Source organism: Hominifimenecus sp. rT4P-3 (genome assembly GCF_051055405.1).
Lineage (GTDB): Bacteria > Bacillota > Clostridia > Lachnospirales > Lachnospiraceae > Pseudolachnospira.
In genome coordinates this window covers 1009764-1030853 of record NZ_CP167068.1, presented here as the reverse complement: position 1 = coordinate 1030853, position 21090 = coordinate 1009764, and the positions used below count along the sequence as shown (strand labels likewise).

Annotated in this window: 20 protein-coding genes and 1 tRNA gene; 5 read left to right on the top strand and 16 right to left on the bottom strand. The window is 47.9% G+C overall.

Going from position 1 to position 21090, the window contains the following annotated elements:
- Nucleotides 1-51: 51 nt before the first annotated feature.
- Entirely contained in the window at nt 52-1065 is a 1014-nt protein-coding gene (gene ilvC / locus ACCC71_RS04880; protein ID WP_434311301.1) for a ketol-acid reductoisomerase, read from the bottom strand.
- A gap of 39 nt (nt 1066-1104) precedes the next feature.
- On the bottom strand, nt 1105-1596 hold the full coding sequence (gene ilvN / locus ACCC71_RS04875) for an acetolactate synthase small subunit (RefSeq protein WP_434311300.1): 492 nt from the start codon (nt 1594-1596) through the stop codon (nt 1105-1107).
- A 238-nt stretch (nt 1597-1834) separates the two neighbouring features.
- Between ilvN and ACCC71_RS04870 the strand changes: the two genes are divergently transcribed.
- A complete protein-coding gene (locus ACCC71_RS04870; RefSeq protein WP_434311299.1) occupies nt 1835-2203 on the top strand; it encodes a helix-turn-helix domain-containing protein in 369 nt (122 codons plus the stop codon).
- A gap of 7 nt (nt 2204-2210) precedes the next feature.
- On the opposite strand, the gene ACCC71_RS04865 is transcribed toward ACCC71_RS04870, so the two are convergent.
- From ACCC71_RS04865 to ACCC71_RS04855, 3 genes are all read right to left on the bottom strand, one after another.
- Complete coding sequence (locus tag ACCC71_RS04865) at nt 2211-2684, bottom strand: acyl-CoA thioesterase (protein ID WP_434311298.1); 474 nt, start codon at nt 2682-2684, stop codon at nt 2211-2213.
- 17 nt (nt 2685-2701) lie between these two features.
- Nucleotides 2702-3805, bottom strand: a complete 1104-nt coding sequence (locus ACCC71_RS04860) for a CapA family protein (protein ID WP_434311297.1) — start codon at nt 3803-3805, stop codon at nt 2702-2704.
- 153 nt (nt 3806-3958) lie between these two features.
- Nucleotides 3959-5704: an N-6 DNA methylase gene (locus ACCC71_RS04855; protein ID WP_434311296.1), complete on the bottom strand. Its 1746-nt coding sequence runs from the start codon at nt 5702-5704 to the stop codon at nt 3959-3961.
- A gap of 144 nt (nt 5705-5848) precedes the next feature.
- On the opposite strand from ACCC71_RS04855, the gene ACCC71_RS04850 reads away from it, so the two are divergent.
- The 4 genes from ACCC71_RS04850 (at nt 5849) to ACCC71_RS04835 (ending at nt 9081) form a co-directional block, all read left to right on the top strand.
- Nucleotides 5849-5921: transfer RNA gene (locus ACCC71_RS04850), tRNA-Val, on the top strand.
- Between the two features lie 242 nt (nt 5922-6163).
- Nucleotides 6164-6490, top strand: a complete 327-nt coding sequence (locus ACCC71_RS04845; RefSeq protein ID WP_434311295.1) for a BlaI/MecI/CopY family transcriptional regulator — start codon at nt 6164-6166, stop codon at nt 6488-6490.
- A 204-nt stretch (nt 6491-6694) separates the two neighbouring features.
- Nucleotides 6695-7933: a M56 family metallopeptidase gene (locus ACCC71_RS04840; protein ID WP_434311294.1), complete on the top strand. Its 1239-nt coding sequence runs from the start codon at nt 6695-6697 to the stop codon at nt 7931-7933.
- A gap of 182 nt (nt 7934-8115) precedes the next feature.
- A complete protein-coding gene (locus tag ACCC71_RS04835; RefSeq protein WP_434311293.1) occupies nt 8116-9081 on the top strand; it encodes a DUF5688 family protein in 966 nt (321 codons plus the stop codon).
- 36 nt (nt 9082-9117) lie between these two features.
- Here the strand turns inward: ACCC71_RS04835 and ACCC71_RS04830 are convergent, their stop codons facing one another.
- From ACCC71_RS04830 to nusA, 11 genes are all read right to left on the bottom strand, one after another.
- Nucleotides 9118-11214 (bottom strand): polyribonucleotide nucleotidyltransferase, encoded by a 2097-nt coding sequence (locus ACCC71_RS04830; protein WP_434311292.1) that lies wholly within the window; start codon nt 11212-11214, stop codon nt 9118-9120.
- A 170-nt stretch (nt 11215-11384) separates the two neighbouring features.
- Nucleotides 11385-11651 (bottom strand): 30S ribosomal protein S15, encoded by a 267-nt coding sequence (rpsO, locus tag ACCC71_RS04825; protein ID WP_434311291.1) that lies wholly within the window; start codon nt 11649-11651, stop codon nt 11385-11387.
- Between the two features lie 240 nt (nt 11652-11891).
- Nucleotides 11892-13226 (bottom strand): C40 family peptidase, encoded by a 1335-nt coding sequence (locus ACCC71_RS04820; protein WP_434311290.1) that lies wholly within the window; start codon nt 13224-13226, stop codon nt 11892-11894.
- Between the two features lie 77 nt (nt 13227-13303).
- Nucleotides 13304-14248 (bottom strand): bifunctional riboflavin kinase/FAD synthetase, encoded by a 945-nt coding sequence (locus ACCC71_RS04815; RefSeq protein ID WP_434311289.1) that lies wholly within the window; start codon nt 14246-14248, stop codon nt 13304-13306.
- 17 nt (nt 14249-14265) lie between these two features.
- A complete protein-coding gene (gene truB, locus ACCC71_RS04810; protein ID WP_434311288.1) occupies nt 14266-15147 on the bottom strand; it encodes a tRNA pseudouridine(55) synthase TruB in 882 nt (293 codons plus the stop codon).
- Between the two features lie 16 nt (nt 15148-15163).
- Complete coding sequence (locus ACCC71_RS04805) at nt 15164-16117, bottom strand: DHH family phosphoesterase (RefSeq protein ID WP_434311287.1); 954 nt, start codon at nt 16115-16117, stop codon at nt 15164-15166.
- Nucleotides 16104-16472 carry a 30S ribosome-binding factor RbfA gene (rbfA, locus tag ACCC71_RS04800; RefSeq protein WP_434311286.1) on the bottom strand — a complete coding sequence of 123 codons (369 nt, stop codon included), beginning with the start codon at nt 16470-16472 and terminating at the stop codon, nt 16104-16106. The genes ACCC71_RS04805 and rbfA overlap by 14 nt, the downstream gene beginning before the upstream one ends.
- A gap of 35 nt (nt 16473-16507) precedes the next feature.
- Nucleotides 16508-19255, bottom strand: coding sequence for a translation initiation factor IF-2 (gene infB, locus ACCC71_RS04795; RefSeq protein ID WP_434311285.1), 2748 nt, complete (start codon nt 19253-19255; stop codon nt 16508-16510).
- Complete coding sequence (locus tag ACCC71_RS04790) at nt 19245-19583, bottom strand: L7Ae/L30e/S12e/Gadd45 family ribosomal protein (protein WP_434311284.1); 339 nt, start codon at nt 19581-19583, stop codon at nt 19245-19247. Before ACCC71_RS04790 ends, infB begins: the two co-directional genes overlap by 11 nt.
- Nucleotides 19570-19797, bottom strand: a complete 228-nt coding sequence (gene rnpM, locus ACCC71_RS04785; protein ID WP_434311809.1) for an RNase P modulator RnpM — start codon at nt 19795-19797, stop codon at nt 19570-19572. The genes ACCC71_RS04790 and rnpM overlap by 14 nt, the downstream gene beginning before the upstream one ends.
- Before the next feature lie 62 nt (nt 19798-19859).
- A complete protein-coding gene (gene nusA, locus ACCC71_RS04780) occupies nt 19860-21089 on the bottom strand; it encodes a transcription termination factor NusA (protein WP_434311283.1) in 1230 nt (409 codons plus the stop codon).
- Nucleotide 21090: the final 1 nt, after the last annotated feature.

The following is a 21090-nucleotide window of genomic DNA, read 5'->3' as shown; positions in this document are numbered from 1 at the left end:
CTCAATTTTTGACACAGCAGTCCGTCTCATTTCGATCTTTTCTGCCGCCGATTAGTTATCGATCAGCTTCTTGCCTTCTTCATTCCAGCTGTAAAGTTTACGCAGCTGCTCGCCAACCTTTTCCGCCGGATGCTCTGCCTGCTGCTTGCGCATCGCGTTGAAGTGCGGGCTTCCGATCTGATTCTCCAACAGCCACTCTTTTGCAAAGGTACCATCCTGGATATCGGACAGGATCTGCTTCATGGCCTTCTTGGTCTCGTCGGTCACGATCTTCGGTCCGGTGATGTAATCGCCGTACTCAGCCGTATTGGAAATGGAATAACGCATTCCAGCAAAACCGCTCTGGAAAATCAGGTCTACAATCAGCTTCATCTCATGAATGCACTCAAAGTACGCATTCTCCGGGGCGTATCCAGCCTCTACCAAGGTCTCAAATCCAGCCTTCATCAGAGCGCAAACGCCGCCGCAAAGAACGGCCTGCTCACCGAACAGATCCGTCTCGGTTTCCGCACGGAAAGTGGTCTCCAGAACGCCTGCTCTCGCTCCGCCCAGCGCGCCTGCATAAGCCAGAGCCATATCTTTTGCCTTTCCGGTATAGTCCTGATGAATCGCTACCAGACAAGGAGTTCCTCTGCCAATCTGATATTCGCTTCTTACCGTATGACCCGGAGCCTTCGGAGCGATCATCGCCACATCCACATTCTTCGGAGGAACAACCTGTCCATAGTGAATTGCAAAGCCATGGGCAAACATCAACATATTGCCCTCTTCCAGATAAGGCTCGATGGACTCTTTATAAAGCTTGGCCTGCTTCTCATCATTGATCAAAATCATAATGATATCTGCCTGCTTCGCCGCTTCTGCCGCCGTATATACCTGAAGGCCCTGCGCCTCTGCCTTTGCCCAGGATCTGCTTCCCTCATACAGTCCTACGATCACATCGCAACCAGACTCTTTCAGGTTCAGCGCATGGGCGTGTCCCTGACTGCCATAACCGATAATAGCAATTTTTTTGCCTTCCAGTAAAGACAGATTACAGTCTTCCTGATAATAAATCTTCGCCATAGTGTTACCTCCATATAATTATGTAAAAAATTTTGTAGCTTACGCTTCCTTCATGCCTCTGGGCAAACCGGTAATGCCAGTTCTTGCCACCTGAAGCAGTTTGAATTTTTCCAACAAACGCAGGAACGCTTCAATTTTATTTTGGTTTCCTGTCAATTCCACAATCATGGAGTGTTCCGCCACATCCACGATCTTCGCTCGGAAAATATCCGCAATCGCCAAAACCTGTTGTCTTTCTTCCGGTCCAGCCTGGACTTTTACAAGAATCAACTCCCGGCACACCGAAGCATCGGGGTGAAGTTCTTCTACATCCACCACATCTACCAGCTTTTTTACCTGCTTTTGAAGCTGCTCTAACGCCTCCTCTTCCCCGGTAGAAATAATCGTCATGCGGGAAAATGCCGGATTTTGGGTTTCTCCAACAGTCAGGCTGTCAATATTGTATCCCCGACGGCTAAAAAGCCCGGCGACTCTACTCAGAACACCCGACGAATTTTCTACCAAAACCGACAATACAATTTTCTTTTCCATCGCTGCCTCCTATTCCTTTCGCGGATTAACGAATTTCATTTTATCACGTCTTTTCCGATATGTCTACTATGTTTTTTATCGTACCTCATTGCTTTTTTTTACTTTTCCACTCCATCCGACATAGATTTTTATACACAAAAGTAGGTATAAATTCAACTTTTTTCGTTTTTTCTCTTCCATTTTGCCTACATGTATCGTATAATGAACATACTACATTTTTAGATTGGAGTAAAATAATATGTTTATTGGCGATCATCTAAAAGACGCACGAAAGAAAAAGGGCTACACACTGGAGCAGGCGGCTGAGCTTACGCATATCCATAAAACCACCCTGCACCGTTATGAAAAAGGAGAGATTCATAATATTCCTCTGAAAAAGTTACTGAACTTGGCCAATATCTACGACACAAATCTCTGTTTTCTTCTGGGGTTCACAGAACCAGAGCCTGCCTCCAAAGGATTCTCCGCCCGTATTATGGCTTACGCGGAACGAAGTTATCTCCCCAGCGAGGAAAAGGTTCTAAACAAATACCGCCAATTGGATACGCACAGTAAACATCTCATCAATTTGATGATGGATTTAGAGCACATCCATCGAAAAAACTAGAGGAAAATCAATACCCCTCTTTCCGCCTCTCGACGCGAAGCTGTTTTCTTTTCTCAGCGCCTTCCCACTCTGCCTTCTGTACTTCCGTTTCCAAAACCAATCCAGGAACCTCCACCGGTTTTCCCTCTGAATCGATGGCTACCTCTACCAGATAAGCACGGTTGATACTCCTTCTCGTTCCGTCCAAATCCTCCACGTAAGTGTCCACCCGCACCTCCATGGAAGACCGCCCCACATGGGTCATACGTCCGATCAGAACCACCACTTGTTCACAGTAAGCCGGCCCCTTAAACTGAAGATTATCTACAGCCGCTGTAGTAATCAAGCTGTTGGAATGACGCCTCGCTACAATCCCGGCCACCTCGTCGATCCACATCATTAATTGGCCGCCAAATAGACGCCCATAATGATTTAAATGACCTGGCGTCAGCAAATACTGCTGCTCTGTGATAGAATCCTCTACCCGTTTTGCTGGTTTCATCCTTCTCCTCCCCAATATCACTGCGGCTTGGTCTCCGATACCACGCCGCTCTCATCGATAAATACGTCTCCGAATGAAATTTCTGTCATCTCGCGAATCATTCGAGTTTTCTCCCCTTCGTCCGTAATCAATTTTGTATAACATCCGGATTGAAGACAAGGAAGAAATTTCATTTGTGTTTCCATGGTTTCCGGCTGAATTACAAATTCCAACATACAGGTTTCCCGATCCTTGCTGTTAAACCAGAAATTCCCAAGACTATATAAAATTGGTTTTCCCTGATAATACTCAAATCCCTGTAAGATATGGGGATGGTTTCCTACCACTGCATCCGCCCCAGCGTCGATATAGGCTTTCGCCAGTTCTTTCTGGTCTTCATCGATTTCCGTTGTCATTTCCGTCCCCCAATGGACATAGACAAATACAAAGTCACTGTTTGCCTTTGCCTCCTGGATCGTCTCCACACAGTTAGCTGGATCAATGGTGCTAAATACACCTGCCGAATCCGCCGTGGCAGCTTTGGTCATTCCATATTCCCGATCTCCCATTTTTTCCACTGCGGTGGCGGCTATTACAGCAATCTTCCTCCCATGATAGGTAAAATAGGCAGGCTTTCTAGCTTCCTCCAAATTCTTTCCAGCGCCCGCCGTCACAATCCCGGCGCCCTGCAAAGTAGACACCGTATCCAATAGCGCCTCTTCGCCCCAATCATAAGCATGATTATTGGCAAGGCCCACCATGTCGACTCCCAAGGTATTTAATACCGACACCCTCTCCGGATTGGCGCGAAACGTCCAGTCTTTTCCCTCGGTTGGCGTCCCCCGATTGCTATAGGTAAATTCATTATTCAGTACAAAAAGATCCGCATCGGACATCAAGCCCAAAAGATCTTCCGAAAAGCATTTCCGGATATCCCCTCTGCGATCCAAAGCATCCGTAATGGCAAAACCCTCCGCCAGGCAAAAATCACCTGCAAATCGAATCACGATGGGCTCGCCCGTAATCTCTTCTTCTCCTGCCATGCCTCCCGGAAGAGAAATCTCCTGACTGACACGGAAAGTCTCTTTTTGTTCCGTCCCTATTACTTGCTCAACCTCGCCGCTGGCATTTGTACTTTCCACGGTCGCCCCCGTCTCCTGACTGCAAGATGACAGCAGCAAAGATAATGCCGCAAGCAAGACAATTCTGACCTTTTCTATTCGCATTTTATCCCCTGTATTTTTTTATTTTACTCAGTATACTACACTTTTCCTCGTGAGACAAGGAAACTATCACTATTCCTGAGCCATACATTGATGAATATAGATACGCTCCGAATCTGTTACTCCCATACGAGAGTAAACGAAGTCTTCCGCTTCCTTTACTGCCAGTTTCCTGCCCTTCCCGCCTTGCTCGATCAGGCGGCAGAGGCGTTCTGCTTCCTCCTGCTCTTTCCAGGATAAAAGGGGCAGCGGCAGTTTTTTCAAATTTCCCTGTAAAATTTTGATTTCTCCAAACAAGCGCTGATACAGATACCCGTAAAGCTCGGAATTTAAAAATACCAATAGTGCTTTTGCCGACATTCCCGGCACCTGGGGGATCAAAAGATTCGCGCTGTTTAGCAAAAGTCCTCCTGACGTATCCCGCGCAAATACCAGCCGGTTGGAGATAAATTTATAAACCAGTTTCTCCGGAGCACGGTACAACTCATCCTTCGCTGCCTGCTGCAACCGCTCTCTGTCATAACGAATAAATTTTACCGGCGGCAGAAGGCGGTACGGCTGAATCTGCTTTCCTGTATAAACCGGCTCGCGCCCTTCGCCGGGAGCATCCGATAGTGCTTCTCGATTGCGCCCGGTTACAATGCCAAGGCCCCACAGACTGTTTTCCAGGGAAACTTCACCCTGTCTCAGCAATCTTGTTAAAATCTCACGATCCGTTTTTGGCCAGAGCCGATAGACAAAATTTTCATCCATCTGCAGATAGGAAACAGGTACAAAAAATGAATTTCCATCTCTTGTCACACGAACCTCGCTTCCCGTCCGCTGTTTCTTTATCGTTAAAGATACAGATTTCGTAGAAACTCCCGCAAAGTTTTCCGGACAAAACAGAATCTCCTGAAGATGTGTTTGTTCTAATAAAAAACGTCTTATATCCCGGTGTATTTTCACATTCAGCACGGATTCGGGCAGCAAAAAACGAAGCTCACCATCGGAAGATAAAAGGCTGTACGCTTGAACCAGGAACAAAGAAAAACGTTCTCTGGAAACAATCTCCGGAAATTGAGAGTATTTTCCAACGACGGAACCCCAAGGGGGATTGGTCACAATATAATCATAGGAATCCGGCGTTTTCTCCCGAATCCAGGACGGTAAATCCAGAAAATCCAGACAGAATAACTTTGGTTCAAAATCCAATTCCGGAAAATGAAGATAAAAGTTAAATCCAGCAATCATAACAGCAATTGGATCGATATCAAATCCAATCAACTGTTCCGGAAAAGCATCTTTTGCGCCTAAAAGAAACGCTCCACTGCCACAGCAAGGGTCTAGCAGTGTCTTACCGCCAGAAAGATCCAGAGAAGTCAACATGCGCTTGACCAAAGAAGGCGGCGTATAGTAGGCGCCTTTCCGATTCTTTTCCCCCTCATTTCGAAGACACTGATAAAAGAGGCCGAGAAAATCGTCCTCTCCTTCCGGCAGCGGACAGGTTTGTAAAAAGGGAGTCTGAGAGCGTTTTATACCTTTTAAAAAGTTGCAAAGTTTTGGCCTCTCCTTCCGTTTTTCCCAAAGGCCAGCTTTTTTTAATAAACGAATTCCCAAGGTGTATAGGGCGTCTCCCGGTTCACAGCCTTTTTCTATGGTCCATTTTGTTAGCTGCTGAACCAATTCTCGGTTTTTTCTGCACGTCAGCATCTCCTCCGGAAGAATATACCGTTTCGACTGACTTTTATTGGCTCTCGCCGTCAGCCGGCCATTCGGACTATCTCCATACAGACGTTTCCAATTCTTTTTGGTTGCTTCCGATACCCAATTCTTCACCGATTGTCCGTTCTCCTCCTCTTTTGCGGCTAGTATAACATGAAATTTAAAATTTGAACAGAACATCTTCGTTCCACATTTTCCATAAAAAATTTTATTTTGTGCTTGCAATTTCGCTAAATTTCCGGTAGAATAAGTTCCAATGGAGACATAGCTCAGCTGGGAGAGCATTTGCTTGACGTGTAAAGGGTCGCAGGTTCGAGTCCTGTTGTCTCCATTTTTTATCTCATTGAGTAATATCCGAGTAAAAAGTTTAAAAATCCTCTTGCAAGCGATCTTGCAAGAGGATTTTTAAACTCAGTGCCCGCTGAAAACATGAAATACGGGATGTCATAGGGGACAAATACTTTTTGACACTGGAACCTTTCACTTATACCTTCTTTTTGTTCTTCCATTATTTACCATATCCATTTCTATGTAATCTATCGTATAATGTAAGAAAATAGGAGGGCAATAGAAATGGAGTTAACAAAATGTGAAAGCCAAGTAATGACCATCTTGTGGTCTGCCGATTACGATATGGCATTGCCGGAAATCATGGATTTGGTCAATCATCGATATCAAAAAAAGTGGAAACCGCAAACAGTATCTACATTTCTCACTCGCTTAGTAAAAAAGAAGGCTCTCAACATGTATCGCCAGGGCCGCAGCTTTTTATATCATCCGCTGATTAGCCGCGACGAGGCATGGAAAGAATTGCTTTCCGAGTTGGTCGATATCTGGTGCGAAAAAGATCCCGGGATCCTTCAAAAAGATGTTTCCCGCTATTTTACCCCTGACAAATAGTCGGGGGTATCGCACACTCTTTCTCATAAAATATACCAAAATTGTTGTGTCTCAGCAGGATTTATGCTAAGTTTGACTACCCGAATTGTTGTTTGGGGGTAACCATGTGAATTTATGAACTGGATTAGTCACTTATTTTTTGTATCCTGCCTCTGCTCCCTGTCGGGTACTCTGGCATTTCTTGAGTGGAAGTTTTTTCTTCCTATGTTAGAACGCCGCAAACCAAAATTTGCTGTCGTGTTTTTAAAGTTGGTTGTATTTCAGTTTTTGTGTCCCATCGTCTATGGAGTCATGGTATGGAATCAAACCAATGTTTCACATGAGCAAATATTCGGCACTTTATCCATCACCACCGATCCCATTCTTCTATCCTTTCAGGTATTAGCTACTGGATGGTTTCTTTCTGTTTTGTCTTTACTCCCAAGCCAACTACGAATGTTTTATCGTGATCGTATTCTGCTTCGCGGCAATGTGCCTGTAGAAATGGAAGGAGCAGAAGAATTATTGCAAGACGTCTGTAAAGATCTCAACATTCGCAGAAGAATTCGTTTATATGCCAATGATTCTTTCTACTCTCCCGTAAGAATTGGCCTTATACGACCGATGATCTTGCTTCCCTTTGGAATGGAATGCAGCGAATTGGAACTTCGTATGATTTATATTCACGAGTTAACCCATTATCTTCATCACGATTTAGGGTACAAAATTGCTTGCTTTTTCATTCAACTCATACACTGGTTTAACCCATTTGTTGGAAATTTAGTCGAACTATATGAGGAGTGGGCAGAAACTGCATGCGATATCAGAACCTGCGAAAAGGGACAAGCCTACTTTTCTCCACGGGAATATGCTTTGATGCTGATTCATCATGCAAGAACGGAAACAGAACGCGGTCCGCAAGGGCATCTTTTTTCCCTGTGTACCGGAAACGAATTAGAAAAACGAATTCGACGGCTTATGACAATAAAGACGGAAGAAAAATCACGTCCCAAATTTATCGTGATTGTTTTTATGATTGCGCTTTTCATGGGAAATACGGCGCCGGCTTTTGCTGCCAGCCATTTATTAGAAAAGGGCTATGAAGCCTTTTACATCTACACTGCCGATCTATCTCTGGAAAAACCATCTAGTAGTATTTGGGGAGGGCGGCAAGGTTATAGAAAAAACCAAACTTATAAGGTATATGATTGGAATATCCCTGCCAATACGTTTTCACATTCCTTCGCCTTTTCCTGTAGCTCCGGTGAGAAAATCAATATGCAGATCACATGCGATCATTTCATCCAAGCAGGTATCATTGAGCCCAACGGCGATATGCGCTGCCGAGTTGGATCCGGACCGATATCGCAGACATTTTCTTTAGATCAAACAGGAACCTATCACTTTTATGTGAAAAATACCAACGATTTTGAAATTCATTTGGAGGCTATCGTAATCTATTGATTTCGGAGTCTGCTTTTCTACTAGACTTGACATTTGAAATAGATCTATCTATAATAAAATTGTCTATCAAAAAGTATTCTCTATTTTGTAATACTACTCTCTTCTGCTATCTATCAACATCTTTTAAATCCCACCTACACACAATCTCCACCTGGGAACATTCTATTTCAGGAGGTAACTATATGGGATACGAAGAACTTCTTCACTACTTTTTGGATGAACTACGCGCAGCATTTTCTGACACAGCGACTGTCTATCTACACCAATTTCCCAAAAACAACGGAATACCTGTTGATACCATTTGCATATCGTCGAAAGAGGCGTCCGCTTATCCCGCGATCTACTTTTCCGACTACTGGAATCGGTATCAAAATGGAGAATCAAGGGAAACTCTTTTAGAAAATATCATTCAAACCTGCCAATCTGCCGCAATCCAATGCCCATGGGATTTTTCACGCGCCCTTACCTATTCCAGCGCGCAGCCATATCTGGCGCCCAAACTTATTCACAAAAAACGTAATCAAGAACTCCTTAAAAATGTTCCATATCAAACGTTTCTGGATCTGGCCATTGTTTCTTGTCTATGCTTTTTCTCACCAGGTATGCCGCCTGCCTCAGCTCTCATCCAAAATCAACATCTAGACCTTTGGGATATCACCCCAGAAACCTTACAAATGGATGCCAGCCAAAACCTAAATTCTCTTTTAACACCTCAACTTCTTCCTCTAGATACATTGATCTATCAAATCATTCGAGAAGAAATTTCCGGTCTGTCCAAAGAGGATGAAAACCCGGATACGCCTGCTCTGATTCGAGAACTCTGCGGAGATCCCTCAGAATCTCCGATGTACGTTCTGACAAATGCCCATCGTTATCTTGGCGCTACCGGCTTGCTGCAGGAAAACCTTTTAAAACAATTTGCCATACAGCAAAGCGCCGGATTTTTTATCCTTCCCAGCAGCATCCATGAAGTCATTTTGATTCCGGAAACCTCCGGAATTTCACCCAAAGAATTACAGAATATGCTGATGGAGATTAATACCACCACCGTGTCTGCAGAAGAATGGTTGTCCAATGAGATCTATTACTATTCCGTCAATCAGGAAAAAATTTTGTTTGCGGACGAGATTAAAACAAAACCTTGGTAAACGAAACGGGGCAGCAAAGCTGCCCCGCTTCATATTTTACTTTTTCTGTTCTACATCCTTCATTGACAGATTGATTCTGCCCATCTTGTCGACCTCTAATACCTTGACGGTCACCTCATCGCCGACCTGTACCACGTCTTCGACCTTTGCCACCCGCTTCTGAGACAACTTAGAAATATGAATCATGCCGTCTTTGCCGGGAGCCAGCTCCACAAACGCGCCGATATTGATGATCCGGACCACCTTACCTGTAAAGATCTGGCCAGGCTCCACATCATGGACAATCGTCTCGATAATATGAATCGCCTTTTCAATCATCTCTGCATCCGTACCGCAGACCGCCACGCTTCCATCGTCCTCGATGTCGATCTGAACGCCGGTATCCTCGATGATCTTATTGATCACCTTGCCCTGCTTTCCGATCACATCGCCAATCTTCTCCGGATCAATCGTGATCTGACGAATCTTCGGAGCGTACTTGCTAACTTCTTTCCTCGGTTCCGCGATCACTGGAGCCATCACCTCATCCAAAATATAGGTTCTGGCTTCTTTGGTTCTCGCAATAGCCTCACGGATAATCTGATTGGTCAATCCATGAATCTTAATATCCATCTGAATCGCCGTGATACCCTTGTGGGTTCCAGCCACCTTGAAATCCATATCGCCAAAGAAATCTTCTAATCCCTGGATATCCGTCAAAACAATATAATCATCGTCGCTCTCGCCAGTCACCAAACCGACGGAAATGCCTGCTACCATTCTCTTGATCGGAACACCGGCAGCCATCAACGCCAGAGTCGAAGCACAAACGCTGGCCTGGGAGGTGGAACCGTTGGATTCCAATGTCTCAGACACCGTACGAATCGCATAAGGGAATTCTTCTACCGTAGGAAGCACTGGAATCAGCGCGCGCTCTGCCAGAGCGCCATGGCCGATCTCACGGCGTCCCGGTCCTCTGGAAGGCTTTGTCTCACCAACCGACCAGGACGGGAAATTGTAATGGTGCATATAGCGTTTGCTGGTCTCAGACTCATCCAGGCCGTCCACTTTCTGAGCGGAAGACATCGGCGCCAGCGTAGCCGCCGTTAAAATCTGGGTCTGTCCTCTCTGGAACATACCTGAACCATGAACGCGGGGGAGAATATCCACCTCCGCATGCAGAGGCCGAATTTCTTTGATCCCACGGCCGTCCGGACGCTTCTGATCCTTCAGGATCATTTTACGCACGGTAACCTTCTGATATTTATAGACGGCATCGTCGATGGCTTCCAGCCATTCCGGATGCGTTTCCTCATAGCGCTCCGCCAGCTTTTCTTTAATCTGACGAATATTTTCCTCTCTTACTTGCTTTTCATCCGTAAATACAGCGGCTTCCATGTCAGCAGGCGTAACAAAAGAAACCATATCCTCCCACAGATCATCCGGCGTTGTTACGTGGATATACTCATGCTTCGGCTTTCCACACTCCGCTACGATCTGGTCGATAAACGCAATGATCTCCTTGTTCATCTCATGAGCGGCAAAAATAGCTTCCAGCATCTTATCTTCCGGAATCTCATTGGCTCCCGCTTCGATCATAATGATCTTTTCTCTGGTAGACGCCACCGTCAAGGCCAATTCGGAAGCATTTTTCTGCTCCATGGTCGGATTAAAAACCAGTTCTCCATCTACCAAGCCCACCATCGTCGCTGCAGTCGGGCCGTCAAAAGGGATATCTGAAATCGAAGTGGCAATCGCAGAACCCAACATCGCTACCACATCCGGATTGCAATCTGGCTCCACACTCATCACCAGGTTGCTTAGCGTCACATCATTTCGATAATCCTTCGGAAACAGAGGGCGCATCGGACGGTCAATCACGCGGGAAACGAGTACCGCGTGCTCGCTGGCCTTTCCCTCTCTCTTATTAAAGCCGCCAGGCACTTTACCTACGGCATACATCTTTTCCTCATACTCTACGCTAAGCGGAAAGAAATCAATCCCATCCCTTGGCTTGTCTGAAGCCGTCGCCGTGGACAATACCACCGTATCGCCATAGTGCATGAGGGCAGCTCCATTCGCCTGGGCAGCCACACGGCCGATCTCTACGGTCAGTGTACGCCCAGCCAGTTCCATGCTGTAACTCTTGTACATCTTGTTTCTCCTTTTCATAATCTTTCCAGGGAAAAACATCGAAACTACTGAAAAAAGCACGGCTTCCGCACCCTTTTCAGTGGTCTCGAAGTTCTTTCCCCCAGAAGAAATTTCTCATACCTATACAAAAGCTAGGGTGGAAAGCCTTTTCCACCCTAGCCTGTACGCGATTACTTACGGATACCCAGACGCTCGATCAGCTTCCGGTAGCCTTCGATATCGTTTCTCTTCAGATAATCCAGCAGGCCACGTCTCTGACCTACCATTTTCAACAGACCGCGGCGGGAATGGTGATCCTTCGGATGATCTTTCAGATGCTCGGTCAGCTCTGCGATTCTCTCGGTCAACAGGGCTACCTGTACCTCAGGGGAACCGGTATCTTCCGGCGCTCTGCCATATGCGGCAATAATCTCAGCTTTCTTTTCCTTTGAAATCATGTCGATTTCCTCCTAAATAATAAATTCTCACCGTCCGCTAAGCCTTGGTCGGAGTGTCCAAAAGCTTGGCCGCGGCGTAATACTAGTGTAGTATAGCATAAATGCGGCTTATTGTAAACCCGTTTTTTTCTTTCCTCAACGGAAAGGCCTCCTATGATTTTTTGTTTCATCATAGAAGACCTTTTTTCTTTTCAATCTTATCACCCGATCATCATCGGCAAGCTCTTATCCCTAGCAAAATCAATCATCCAAGAATGTTACCGCCTTTACCGGAGTCCGGTAATCCCATTCGGTAATGGTAATGCCGCGCCGCTTACTTCTCGCGTGAATGACCTGTCCATCGCCGATATAGATCGCAACATGGTTAATGGTACCATTCTTCGCATAGAAGACCAAATCACCCTTTTTCAGATTAGAGAAGCTAATCTTTCTGCCCTCCTGGGCCTGCGATCCGGTGTAGTGGCTCATATAGATGCCAAAATGCTCATATACCTTCATGGTAAATCCAGAGCAGTCCACGCCCTTGGTCAGGCTTTCGCCGCCCCACACATAGCGGTTTCCGAGGAACTGCATCGCATAATTCACAATCTTGCTCCGCAGAGATAATTCTTTCTTTTCTTCTTCCTCTTCCGGTGTAAAATGAATCGCCGTATTCAGCGTATAGCGTACATTCACCAGCGAAGGGTCCGCCACGATATATCCAGTAGAGCTGTCCAGCTCGATCTCGTACCAACCGTCCAATTCCTGAACCACGTCGTACTGCTCATGGTTGTCCACCTGAGTCCAAATCGAAGATTCGGTGCTGGGCTCAGAACGCACATTCAAGGTATCTGTCAAAATCAAAGCGCGCTTTTCCGCCGCTTCCTTTCCCTGCTGTCTGGCATCATCACCGGTCAGAATATAATCCGCGTAGACATATCCCTCGATGGAGCCCGACTTGATCTTATACCAATAACCGTCGTCCTTCTCCACCGTATCTAAAATCTCGCAGGCGTAGTTATTCAGCATCTTACCAATAATTTTACCGTCGGTTCCAGCTTTCTCCCGCACGTTCAGATACGAATATCCAGCGTCCGCAAGACCCAGCTTTTCATACCGATCTACTGCTGCCTGCCGCTGCTGATCATCCGTATTCTCCGGCTCCACTGCGTCCTCTGGAACCGCCGCAGTCTCTGGCTCCGCTGCCTCTGCAGGATTCGCCTCTGTGCCTTCCTCAGAAACAGGCGCACCTTCGGAAACAGGAACGGCCACCGGCGCCTCCGTCTCCGGCTCTAAACTAGATTCGGCAGCCACCTGCTGCTTTGCCACGCCGACAATAGCAAGCTTCTTGCTCTGTACCGGCTTGTCCGCACGGCCCTGCGTGCTCGCCGGCTGAGTCTGCGGCTGGCTTTGCACTTTTGTATTATCTGTTCCGGTCGTATCTTTGGTATAACCGCCAATCACTGCAGCCGCTCCGCCGATGACCAGAGAATTCTCATTCGCAGGCTTGTCCGCCGCCAGAACGATCTGTCCCGCCGCCAGACAAACACTTAAGGAAAGTAAGACTCCAAGTTTTCTTCTTCCTTGTCGAGTCAAATTTACACCCCCAGCTCATTTATTACATATTTGTTACATTTGTTACATACCCATGATAACAGGTATCCTTTCCTTTGTCAACCTCCCAAATTACTTTTTCCAAGAGATTCCAAGATTCTTTTTGCCTCTTGCTCATCCTGCAAGATCTGCTGTTTTAGTTCTTCTACCGACACAAATTTTCTCTCTGGTCTCAAAAATTCCAAAAATTCTACTTTTGCCTCTTGTCCATAGACATCCCTGGAAAAATCAAACAAGTATGTCTCGATCCCCACGGGGCGTTCCCCGTCAATGGTCGGTTTCCTGCCCACATTGGCCACGCCAAAATATACCCCTCCAATAATCTCTATCCGCGCCAGATATACACCAGATTTTGGCATCAGCTGTTCCTCCGGCGCGCACTGATTGATCGTTGGAACTCCCAATGTCCGTCCCAGCCGCCGCCCATGAACCACCGGACCGCGCACACCGTAGCGATACCCAAGCATCTGGTTGGCTTCCCGAATCTGTCCCTGGCGCAGACAATCCTTGATACGGGAACTGCTCACCGCTTCTTCGTGATAAAGCTCCTTGTCTACCACAGTCAAACAATAGCCCAAGGAATCCGATCTTTCCTGTAACAACCCCACGTTTCCACGGCCCCCGTATCCAAAACGGCAGTCCGGCCCCACAACGATCTTTGCCGCCCGGCACTGTCCCACCAGCACCTTCTGCAAAAACTCCGTCGGTTTCATCCGGCGTACCTGATCGGTAAAAGGATATTCAATCAAAACATCCGCTCCCAGTTCTTCCGCCAGATTGTTCTTTTCTGCTCTGGTAGTAAGGCAATCGCCCATGCGGCCTGATAAATAGCTTTGGGGAGAGACGGCAAAGGTAAAAACAACCAATTTCTCTCCATTCTTTCGGAGCGCCGCCGCCTGACGCATCAGTTTTTGGTGGCCTCGATGGAAGCCGTCAAATTTTCCCAATGTTACAATCGCTGGACTTTCCAGTTGAAAATCCATGGCGTCATGAATGTATCTCACGATTTCCTCCTTAGAGCTTATAAAAAGAAGAGCTTCTTTGGTTTTAAAAGCTTCTGTCCCTGCTCCCAATGATAAATACCCACGAAATCCCCCTCCGGTCCTATCACCCGATAATCCCCAGGAGTCAAAGAATTCCCGGAAACCTTCAGCGGATTTCCATTTTTCAGCGCATTCCCAAACTCTTCCGGACAACGATATTGAGGAAGATGCTCAAACATCGCTTCTACCGGCAGGATACGCTCTTTTAGCAAGCCCTCGTCTCTAAACTGCTCCACTTGCTTCAACGTCATTCCCTCTTCCAATAAAAAGCGGCCGGACCTGGTCCGGGTCAATTCTTCCATCGCCCCGCCGCATCCTAAAGCCTGTCCTATATCATGGCACAGCGTCCGGATATAAGTTCCCTTTGAGCAGGACACGGTCATCTCGATGTGGGGAAGTTCCATCCGATGAATGGAAATAGAAAAGATCTCCACCCTACGGGCCTTCCGCTCCACGGTTTTTCCCTGACGTGCTAAATCACAAAGCTTTTGTCCTCCTACTTTTAACGCCGAATACATCGGCGGTACCTGCTCATATGGTCCAACAAAGGAAAGAATCGCCTGCTCCACCTCTTCCACAGAAGCCGTCACCGGGTGCTCTGACAAAATGGTTCCACCAAGGTCCTGGGTATCCGTCTCGACTCCTAAAAGCAGAACTGCACGGTATTCTTTTGTCGTATCCGTCAACATATCGCAGAGCTTCGTTGCTTTCCCCAAACAAACCGGAAGCACGCCGACCGCATCCGGGTCCAGCGTGCCAGTATGACCGATTTTTTTCTGTTTCAAAATACCGCGAAGCTTTGCCACTACATCATGGGACGTATAGCCCTTTTCTTTATAGATATTTAGTATTCCATCCATGTTCGTCTTCCGCTTTTTAAAGCTGCTCTTTCACGAGTTTCGCCAACTGATCTGCAATTTCCGTCCACTCGCCAGACATGGTGCAGCCAGCCGCTTTCACATGACCGCCGCCGCCAAATAAAACCGCAATTTTACTGACGTCTACGCCCTCATTGGCTCGCAGACTCACCTTCCATTTTTGTTCCGCCGCTTCGGATTCATACAAAAATGCAGCGGCCTGAACGCCGGAAGTAACGCGCAGCTGATCCACAATCCCATCCAGTTCCCTAGAAAGCAGCCCTAATTCCTGCATATCTCTAGCTGTTATGGCGCCTGCGATAAACTTGCCGTTTAGCCAAAGCTTTGCCGACCCTAGAGCCCGCCCCAGCGCCTTATTCTGCGCAAAGGTCTTTTTATAAAAGGTCTCATCGATAATATAGGAGGAAGACACGCCTTTCGCCATCAGCCTGCCTGCCACGGCCATGGTTCGCTCCTCCGTGTTGGAATGTTTAAACACACCGGTATCATGGACGATTCCCACATACAGGCATTCCGCTATTTCCCTGGTTATCCGGCTGTCATCCATCAACTCATAGAGCACCTCGCTGGTGGAACTGGCCTTGGGACAGATATGATTTACATCGCCAAAATTTGTATTGGTCACATGATGATCAATACATACTTTTTTGGAGGCTGCATCCCAGTAGCTCCCTGCCGCCCCTAAACGCTCTTTGTCCCCGCAATCCAGGGCAAAACATACATCGTAAGGCTCTGTCTTTGGGTACTCATGGTTTACCGTTTCCGCCCCTTTTAAGAAAGCGAAATGTTCAGAAAACGGTTCCAAATATACTTGTACCAGCGCATCGGGACAAATCTCCCGGATATAGTTATATAAGCCCAGACAGGCTCCCACGCAGTCTCCATCCGGATGGATATGCCCGGCAATACAGATACGCGCCGCGCCGTCCAGAACTTCCTCAATCCGTTTCATCGTCGCCTCCGGTCAATTCGTCAATTTTTCTGGACATCTCAACACCGTAAGCAATCGACTGATCCAGGATGAAACGGATTTCCGGGGTGTTTCTCAAATTCAAATTCCGGGCCAGCTGACTGCGGATAAAGCCTTCCGCACTTCGAAGCCCTGCCAAGGTATCAGCGGCCTGGGCATCGTCTCCCAGTACGCTGATATATGCTTTGCAGGTTTTCAAATCCGGCGCCACCAGAACCGATGTGACGCTGGTCAGAGGATGGATCCGCGGATCTTTTACCTCGCCTCGGATAATATTGCTTAATTCCTTTTGAACCTCTCCGTTGATCCGGATATTTTTAATGCTATTTTTTCTCATTCTTACTCCTTGTATCCGATTTTTCGATTCGGAAATCAGGTGCGGGGAACTTCCACCATCATATATGCCTCGATGGTATCGTCCTCCTTCAAATCATTAAATTTATCAAATACCAAACCGCACTCATAGCCAGTGGCCACTTCCTTAACATCGTCCTTAAAGCGCTTTAAGGATACCAACGGGCCATCGTACAATTGCTCGCCCTCACGGCTCACCCGGCAGCTGCAATTTCTGACAAACTTGCCGTCCAGGACAAATGCGCCTGCAATGGTGCCGACGCCGGATGCCTTGAAGGTCTGGCGGACTACGCCGTGACCAATCACACGTTCCTCGAAAATCGGATCCAGCATACCCTTCATGGCTGCTTCCATATCTTCGATCGCCTGATAAATCACCTTATACAAACGGACGTCCACCTGCTCGCGGTCAGCGGTCGCCTTGGCGGCTGCGTCCATACGGACGTTAAAACCAATGATAATGGCATTGGAAACTGCTGCCAGGGAGACGTCGGACTCGTTAATCGTACCAACGCCGCCATGAATCACCTTCACAACGACCTCTTCGTTGGAAAGTTTCACCAGACTCTGCTTGACCGCTTCCACAGAACCTTGTACATCGGCCTTGATAACCAGATTCAGTTCTTTTACATTGCCCGCCTGAATCTGAGAGAACAAGTCGTCCAGGGAAAGTTTGCCCTTGGTGTCGTCCAACAGGTTTTTCTTTCCTTCCGCCACAAAAGTCTCCGCATAGCTGCGGGCTTCTTTTTCACTATCTGTTGAAACAAATACCTCGCCGGCGCTAGGCACGTCGTTTAGACCAAGGATCTCCACCGGAACGCTGGGAGTTGCCTCCTTCACACGGCGTCCCTTATCGTCCATCATGGCCCGGACCTTACCGAAGCACGGTCCCGCAGCAATCGTATCGCCTACGTGCAGCGTACCCTTTTGAACCAGAACCGTGGCCACCGGTCCTTTGCCCTTATCCAACTGAGCTTCAATGATCAAACCGCGGGCATTTCGATTTGGATTCGCCTTCAGCTCACGCAGCTCGGACGCCAAAAGAATCATCTCCAATAAAGAATCGATTCCTTCGCCAGTCTTTGCCGATACCGGCACGAAAATATGCTTGCCGCCCCAGTCTTCCGCAACGATTTCCTGCTCTGCCAACTCCTGTTTTACCCGCTCGATATTCGCGCCGGGCTTATCAATCTTATTGATGGCTACAATGATCTCCACGCCGGCTGCCTTGGCATGATTGATGGCCTCCACGGTCTGAGGCATCACGCCGTCGTCCGCCGCTACAACTAAAACCGCGATATCCGTTGATTTTGCACCACGCATCCGCATCGCCGTAAAGGCTTCGTGACCAGGCGTATCCAAAAACGTGATTTTCTGTCCGTTGATCTCCACCACATATGCACCGATATGCTGGGTAATGCCGCCCGCTTCTTTTGCAATCACATTGGTCTTTCGGATAGCGTCCAAAAGGGAAGTCTTTCCGTGATCTACGTGACCCATCACGCAGACGACCGGCGGACGAGGCTGCAGGGAATCCTCCGGATCTTCCGTATTGTCCTTCAAAAGTTCTTCCAGAATATCTACTTTTACTTCCTGCTCAGTCAGCACATCGAATTCTACGGCGATATCCGAAGCCGTTTCATAATCAATTTCCTGGTTTACCGTCACGATTTTGCCAGCCAAGAACAATTTCTTTACAATGGCGGACGGTTGTATCTTCATCTTTTCCGCCAGATCGCGAATTGTCAGCTTCTCCGGCAGAACAATCAACTTAATCTCCGGTTCTACCTTCTCCTGACGCTGAGGCTTCTGCGGTCTCGCCAGATCTTTATTGGAAACCTGTTTTCCAGCCGGCCTTCTCAGTTCATCGCTGTTTTTCTTATCATAACGGCTATTCCCTTTTGCATTGGCGCTCTTCGGATTTTTGGTACTGGGTTTTGCCATCCCCATTCCGCCAAAATCAGAGCCGCCGCTGCGAGGCCGGTCTGCATTGCCTGCCGTTCTTCCGCCTGCCGGTCCACGGCCGCCTCCCTGAGGGCGGTCTCCCGCATTTCCTCCGCGGTAGCCTCCCTGAGGGCGATCTCCCGCATTTCCTCCGCGGTAGCCTCCCTGAGGGCGGTCTCCCGCGTTTCCTCCGCGATAGCCTCCCTGAGGACGATCTCCCGCATTTCCTCCGCGATAGCCTCCCTGAGGACGGTCTCCCGCGTTTCCTCCGCGGTAGCCTCCCTGAGGGCGATCTCCCGCTCCATTTCCTCCGCGCCCGCTTCTGCGCTCATTGCTTCTATTTCTTGCCGCAGCCGCTGCCCGGGACGCCGCGCGATCCGCTTCCCGCACCTTTTCCATATCTACAAAACGGGGAGTTGCTGGTTTTGTCTCTGGAGCTTTCTCTTCTACCGCTTTTTCCACAGGCGCGGCGGGCTTTGCGGTTACTTTTTCCGCCGGTTTCACAGCAGGCTTTGCCGCTGCTTTTTCCGCCGGTTTCACAGCAGGTTTTACCGCTGCTTTTTCTGCCGGTTTCACAGCAGGCTTTGCCGCCGGTCTAGCCGGCTTTTCCGCCGCTGGTTTCCCGCTCTTTTCCGGAGCGGGCTTTGCTGCCGGACGTTTCTGTCCATTTCCCGCCGGACGGGATTTCAAACTATTTTGAGCGCTGTTTTGTTTCCGAAAGACCGCCGTGATTTTTTTCTTCTTCGGTTCTCCTTCTCCGGCCTTCTCCGCAGCATTCTTTGGTTCTTTCTTTAGTTCTTCTTTATTCAAATCATTTTCCATGCTCACTACCTCCGTCTTGATTCCTGTCTATCAACTGCTCTTTCACCGCATCTGCCAGCCCTTGATCCATCAAGGCCAGACAAGCCCTGGCGCTTTTGCCGATGGCATGCCCCAGGCTCTCCTTTTCTCCAAAAACCAACCATTCTGTATGATAATAGGTACACATGTCGCGAACAGCCTTCTTGGTATTCTCTGAAGCGTCCGAAGCCACAAGAACCAACTTTGCATTGCCGCGCTTTACTGCTCGTTCCGTACAGAATTCTCCGCTCTCTACATGCCTGGCTCTAGCCGCCAGGCCTAAATAGGACATTGCCTTATTTTGCTGCAAGAGTATCCCACTCCTCTCTCAGCTTATCGTAGATTTCTTTCGGCACCGCCATTTTAAAGGAACGGTCCAATCCTTTGGTTTTGATTGCCGCCTCCAGACACGCCTTGCAAGAACAAAGGTAAGCGCCGCGGCCGTTCTTTTTTCCTGTCATATCCAGAACGAACTCTCCTTCCGGCGTTTTCACCACGCGAATCAGCTGCTTTTTTTCTTTCATTTCCCCACAGCCAATACAGGCCCGCTGGGGCTGTTTTCGAATTGTACCCACTCGCTCACTTCCTATCTATCTGCTTCATCCAATTCTGGAATTTCTTCTTCGACCAAATCCTCGCCAAATTCCTCAGTGTCATCCGCCTCGTATTCCAAAGAGTCGTTTTCCTCATCCTCGTCAAAACCAGACTCCTCGTACTCTTCTTCGGCGCCTTCTTCCTCATAATAGTCCTCGATATACCCGATCTCCTCGAACAACCCGCTCTCTCTCGCCTGGGTCTCGCTCTTGATATCGATCTTATATCCGGTCAGCCGGGCAGCCAGGCGGGCATTTTGTCCTACCTTTCCGATGGCAAGAGACAACTGATAATCTGGAACCACCACCTGAGCGGTTCTCTCATCGTCATCTGCCAAAACGCAGATCACTTTTGCAGGGCTTAACGCATTCTCAATCAGTTCTGCAGAATTATCGCTCCAATTGATGATATCGATCTTTTCTCCCCGTAATTCCTCGACCACAGAATTTACACGTCCTCCGTTGACGCCGACACAGGCGCCGACAGGGTCTACGTTGGGATCGTTGGACCAGACGGCCATCTTGGTACGGGACCCGGCCTCACGGGAAATGGCTTTGATCTCCACAATACCGTCCTGAATCTCCGTCACTTCCGCTTCAAACAAACGTTTCACCAGTTCCGGATGCGTTCTGGAAACCAGAATCCGAGGTCCTCTGGTGGTATCCTTTACTTCTAAAATAAAGACTTTAATTCTTTCTGTTGGCTCATAAGATTCTCCGCGTACCTGCTCGTTTTCATTGAGCATCGCGTCGGCCTTGCCAAGATTGACGCTGATATTCCGTCCGATGTACCGCTGCACGATTCCTGTCACCACTTCCCGCTCTTTCGCGTAGAACTGGTCGAATACTACCTTGCGCTCTTCTTCCCGGATTTTCTGGAGGATCACATTTTTGGCATTCTGGGTAGCAATACGACCAAATTCCTTGGACTTGATGTCCTGACGAACAATATCCCCGATGCCATAGGTACCGCTCAGTTTTCTGGCGTTCTCCAGACTGATCTGTAATACAGGATCTTCCACGGTCTCCACGACTTCTTTTTCTGCGTAAAGCTCATACTCACAAGTTTCTGGGTCCATATGAACTTTGATATTATCCGCCTTTCCAAAATGGTTCTTGCAGGCCGTTAACAGAGAAGTTTCAATGGCTTCCAGTAAAGTATCTTTGCTGATGTCCTTCTCCTTCTCCAGTATATTCAGGGCCTCCAGTAATTCCTTATTCATT

Bases quoted from the DNA above. Each gene is read 5' to 3' on its own strand.
- nusA (WP_434311283.1), bottom strand. From the start codon at position 21,089: ATGAATAAGGAATTACTGGAGGCCCTGAATATACTGGAGAAGGAGAAG.
- ACCC71_RS04845 (WP_434311295.1), top strand. From the start codon at position 6,164: ATGGAGTTAACAAAATGTGAAAGCCAAGTAATGACCATCTTGTGGTCT.
- rpsO (WP_434311291.1), bottom strand. From the start codon at position 11,651: ATGATTTCAAAGGAAAAGAAAGCTGAGATTATTGCCGCATATGGCAGA.
- truB (WP_434311288.1), bottom strand. From the start codon at position 15,147: ATGGATGGAATACTAAATATCTATAAAGAAAAGGGCTATACGTCCCAT.
- ACCC71_RS04870 (WP_434311299.1), top strand. From the start codon at position 1,835: ATGTTTATTGGCGATCATCTAAAAGACGCACGAAAGAAAAAGGGCTAC.
- ACCC71_RS04830 (WP_434311292.1), bottom strand. From the start codon at position 11,214: ATGTACAAGAGTTACAGCATGGAACTGGCTGGGCGTACACTGACCGTA.
- rbfA (WP_434311286.1), bottom strand. From the start codon at position 16,472: ATGAGAAAAAATAGCATTAAAAATATCCGGATCAACGGAGAGGTTCAA.
- ACCC71_RS04805 (WP_434311287.1), bottom strand. From the start codon at position 16,117: ATGAAACGGATTGAGGAAGTTCTGGACGGCGCGGCGCGTATCTGTATT.
- ACCC71_RS04835 (WP_434311293.1), top strand. From the start codon at position 8,116: ATGGGATACGAAGAACTTCTTCACTACTTTTTGGATGAACTACGCGCA.
- infB (WP_434311285.1), bottom strand. From the start codon at position 19,255: ATGGAAAATGATTTGAATAAAGAAGAACTAAAGAAAGAACCAAAGAAT.
- ACCC71_RS04840 (WP_434311294.1), top strand. From the start codon at position 6,695: ATGTTAGAACGCCGCAAACCAAAATTTGCTGTCGTGTTTTTAAAGTTG.
- ACCC71_RS04865 (WP_434311298.1), bottom strand. From the start codon at position 2,684: ATGAAACCAGCAAAACGGGTAGAGGATTCTATCACAGAGCAGCAGTAT.
- ilvC (WP_434311301.1), bottom strand. From the start codon at position 1,065: ATGGCGAAGATTTATTATCAGGAAGACTGTAATCTGTCTTTACTGGAA.
- rnpM (WP_434311809.1), bottom strand. From the start codon at position 19,797: ATGAAAGAAAAAAAGCAGCTGATTCGCGTGGTGAAAACGCCGGAAGGA.
- ilvN (WP_434311300.1), bottom strand. From the start codon at position 1,596: ATGGAAAAGAAAATTGTATTGTCGGTTTTGGTAGAAAATTCGTCGGGT.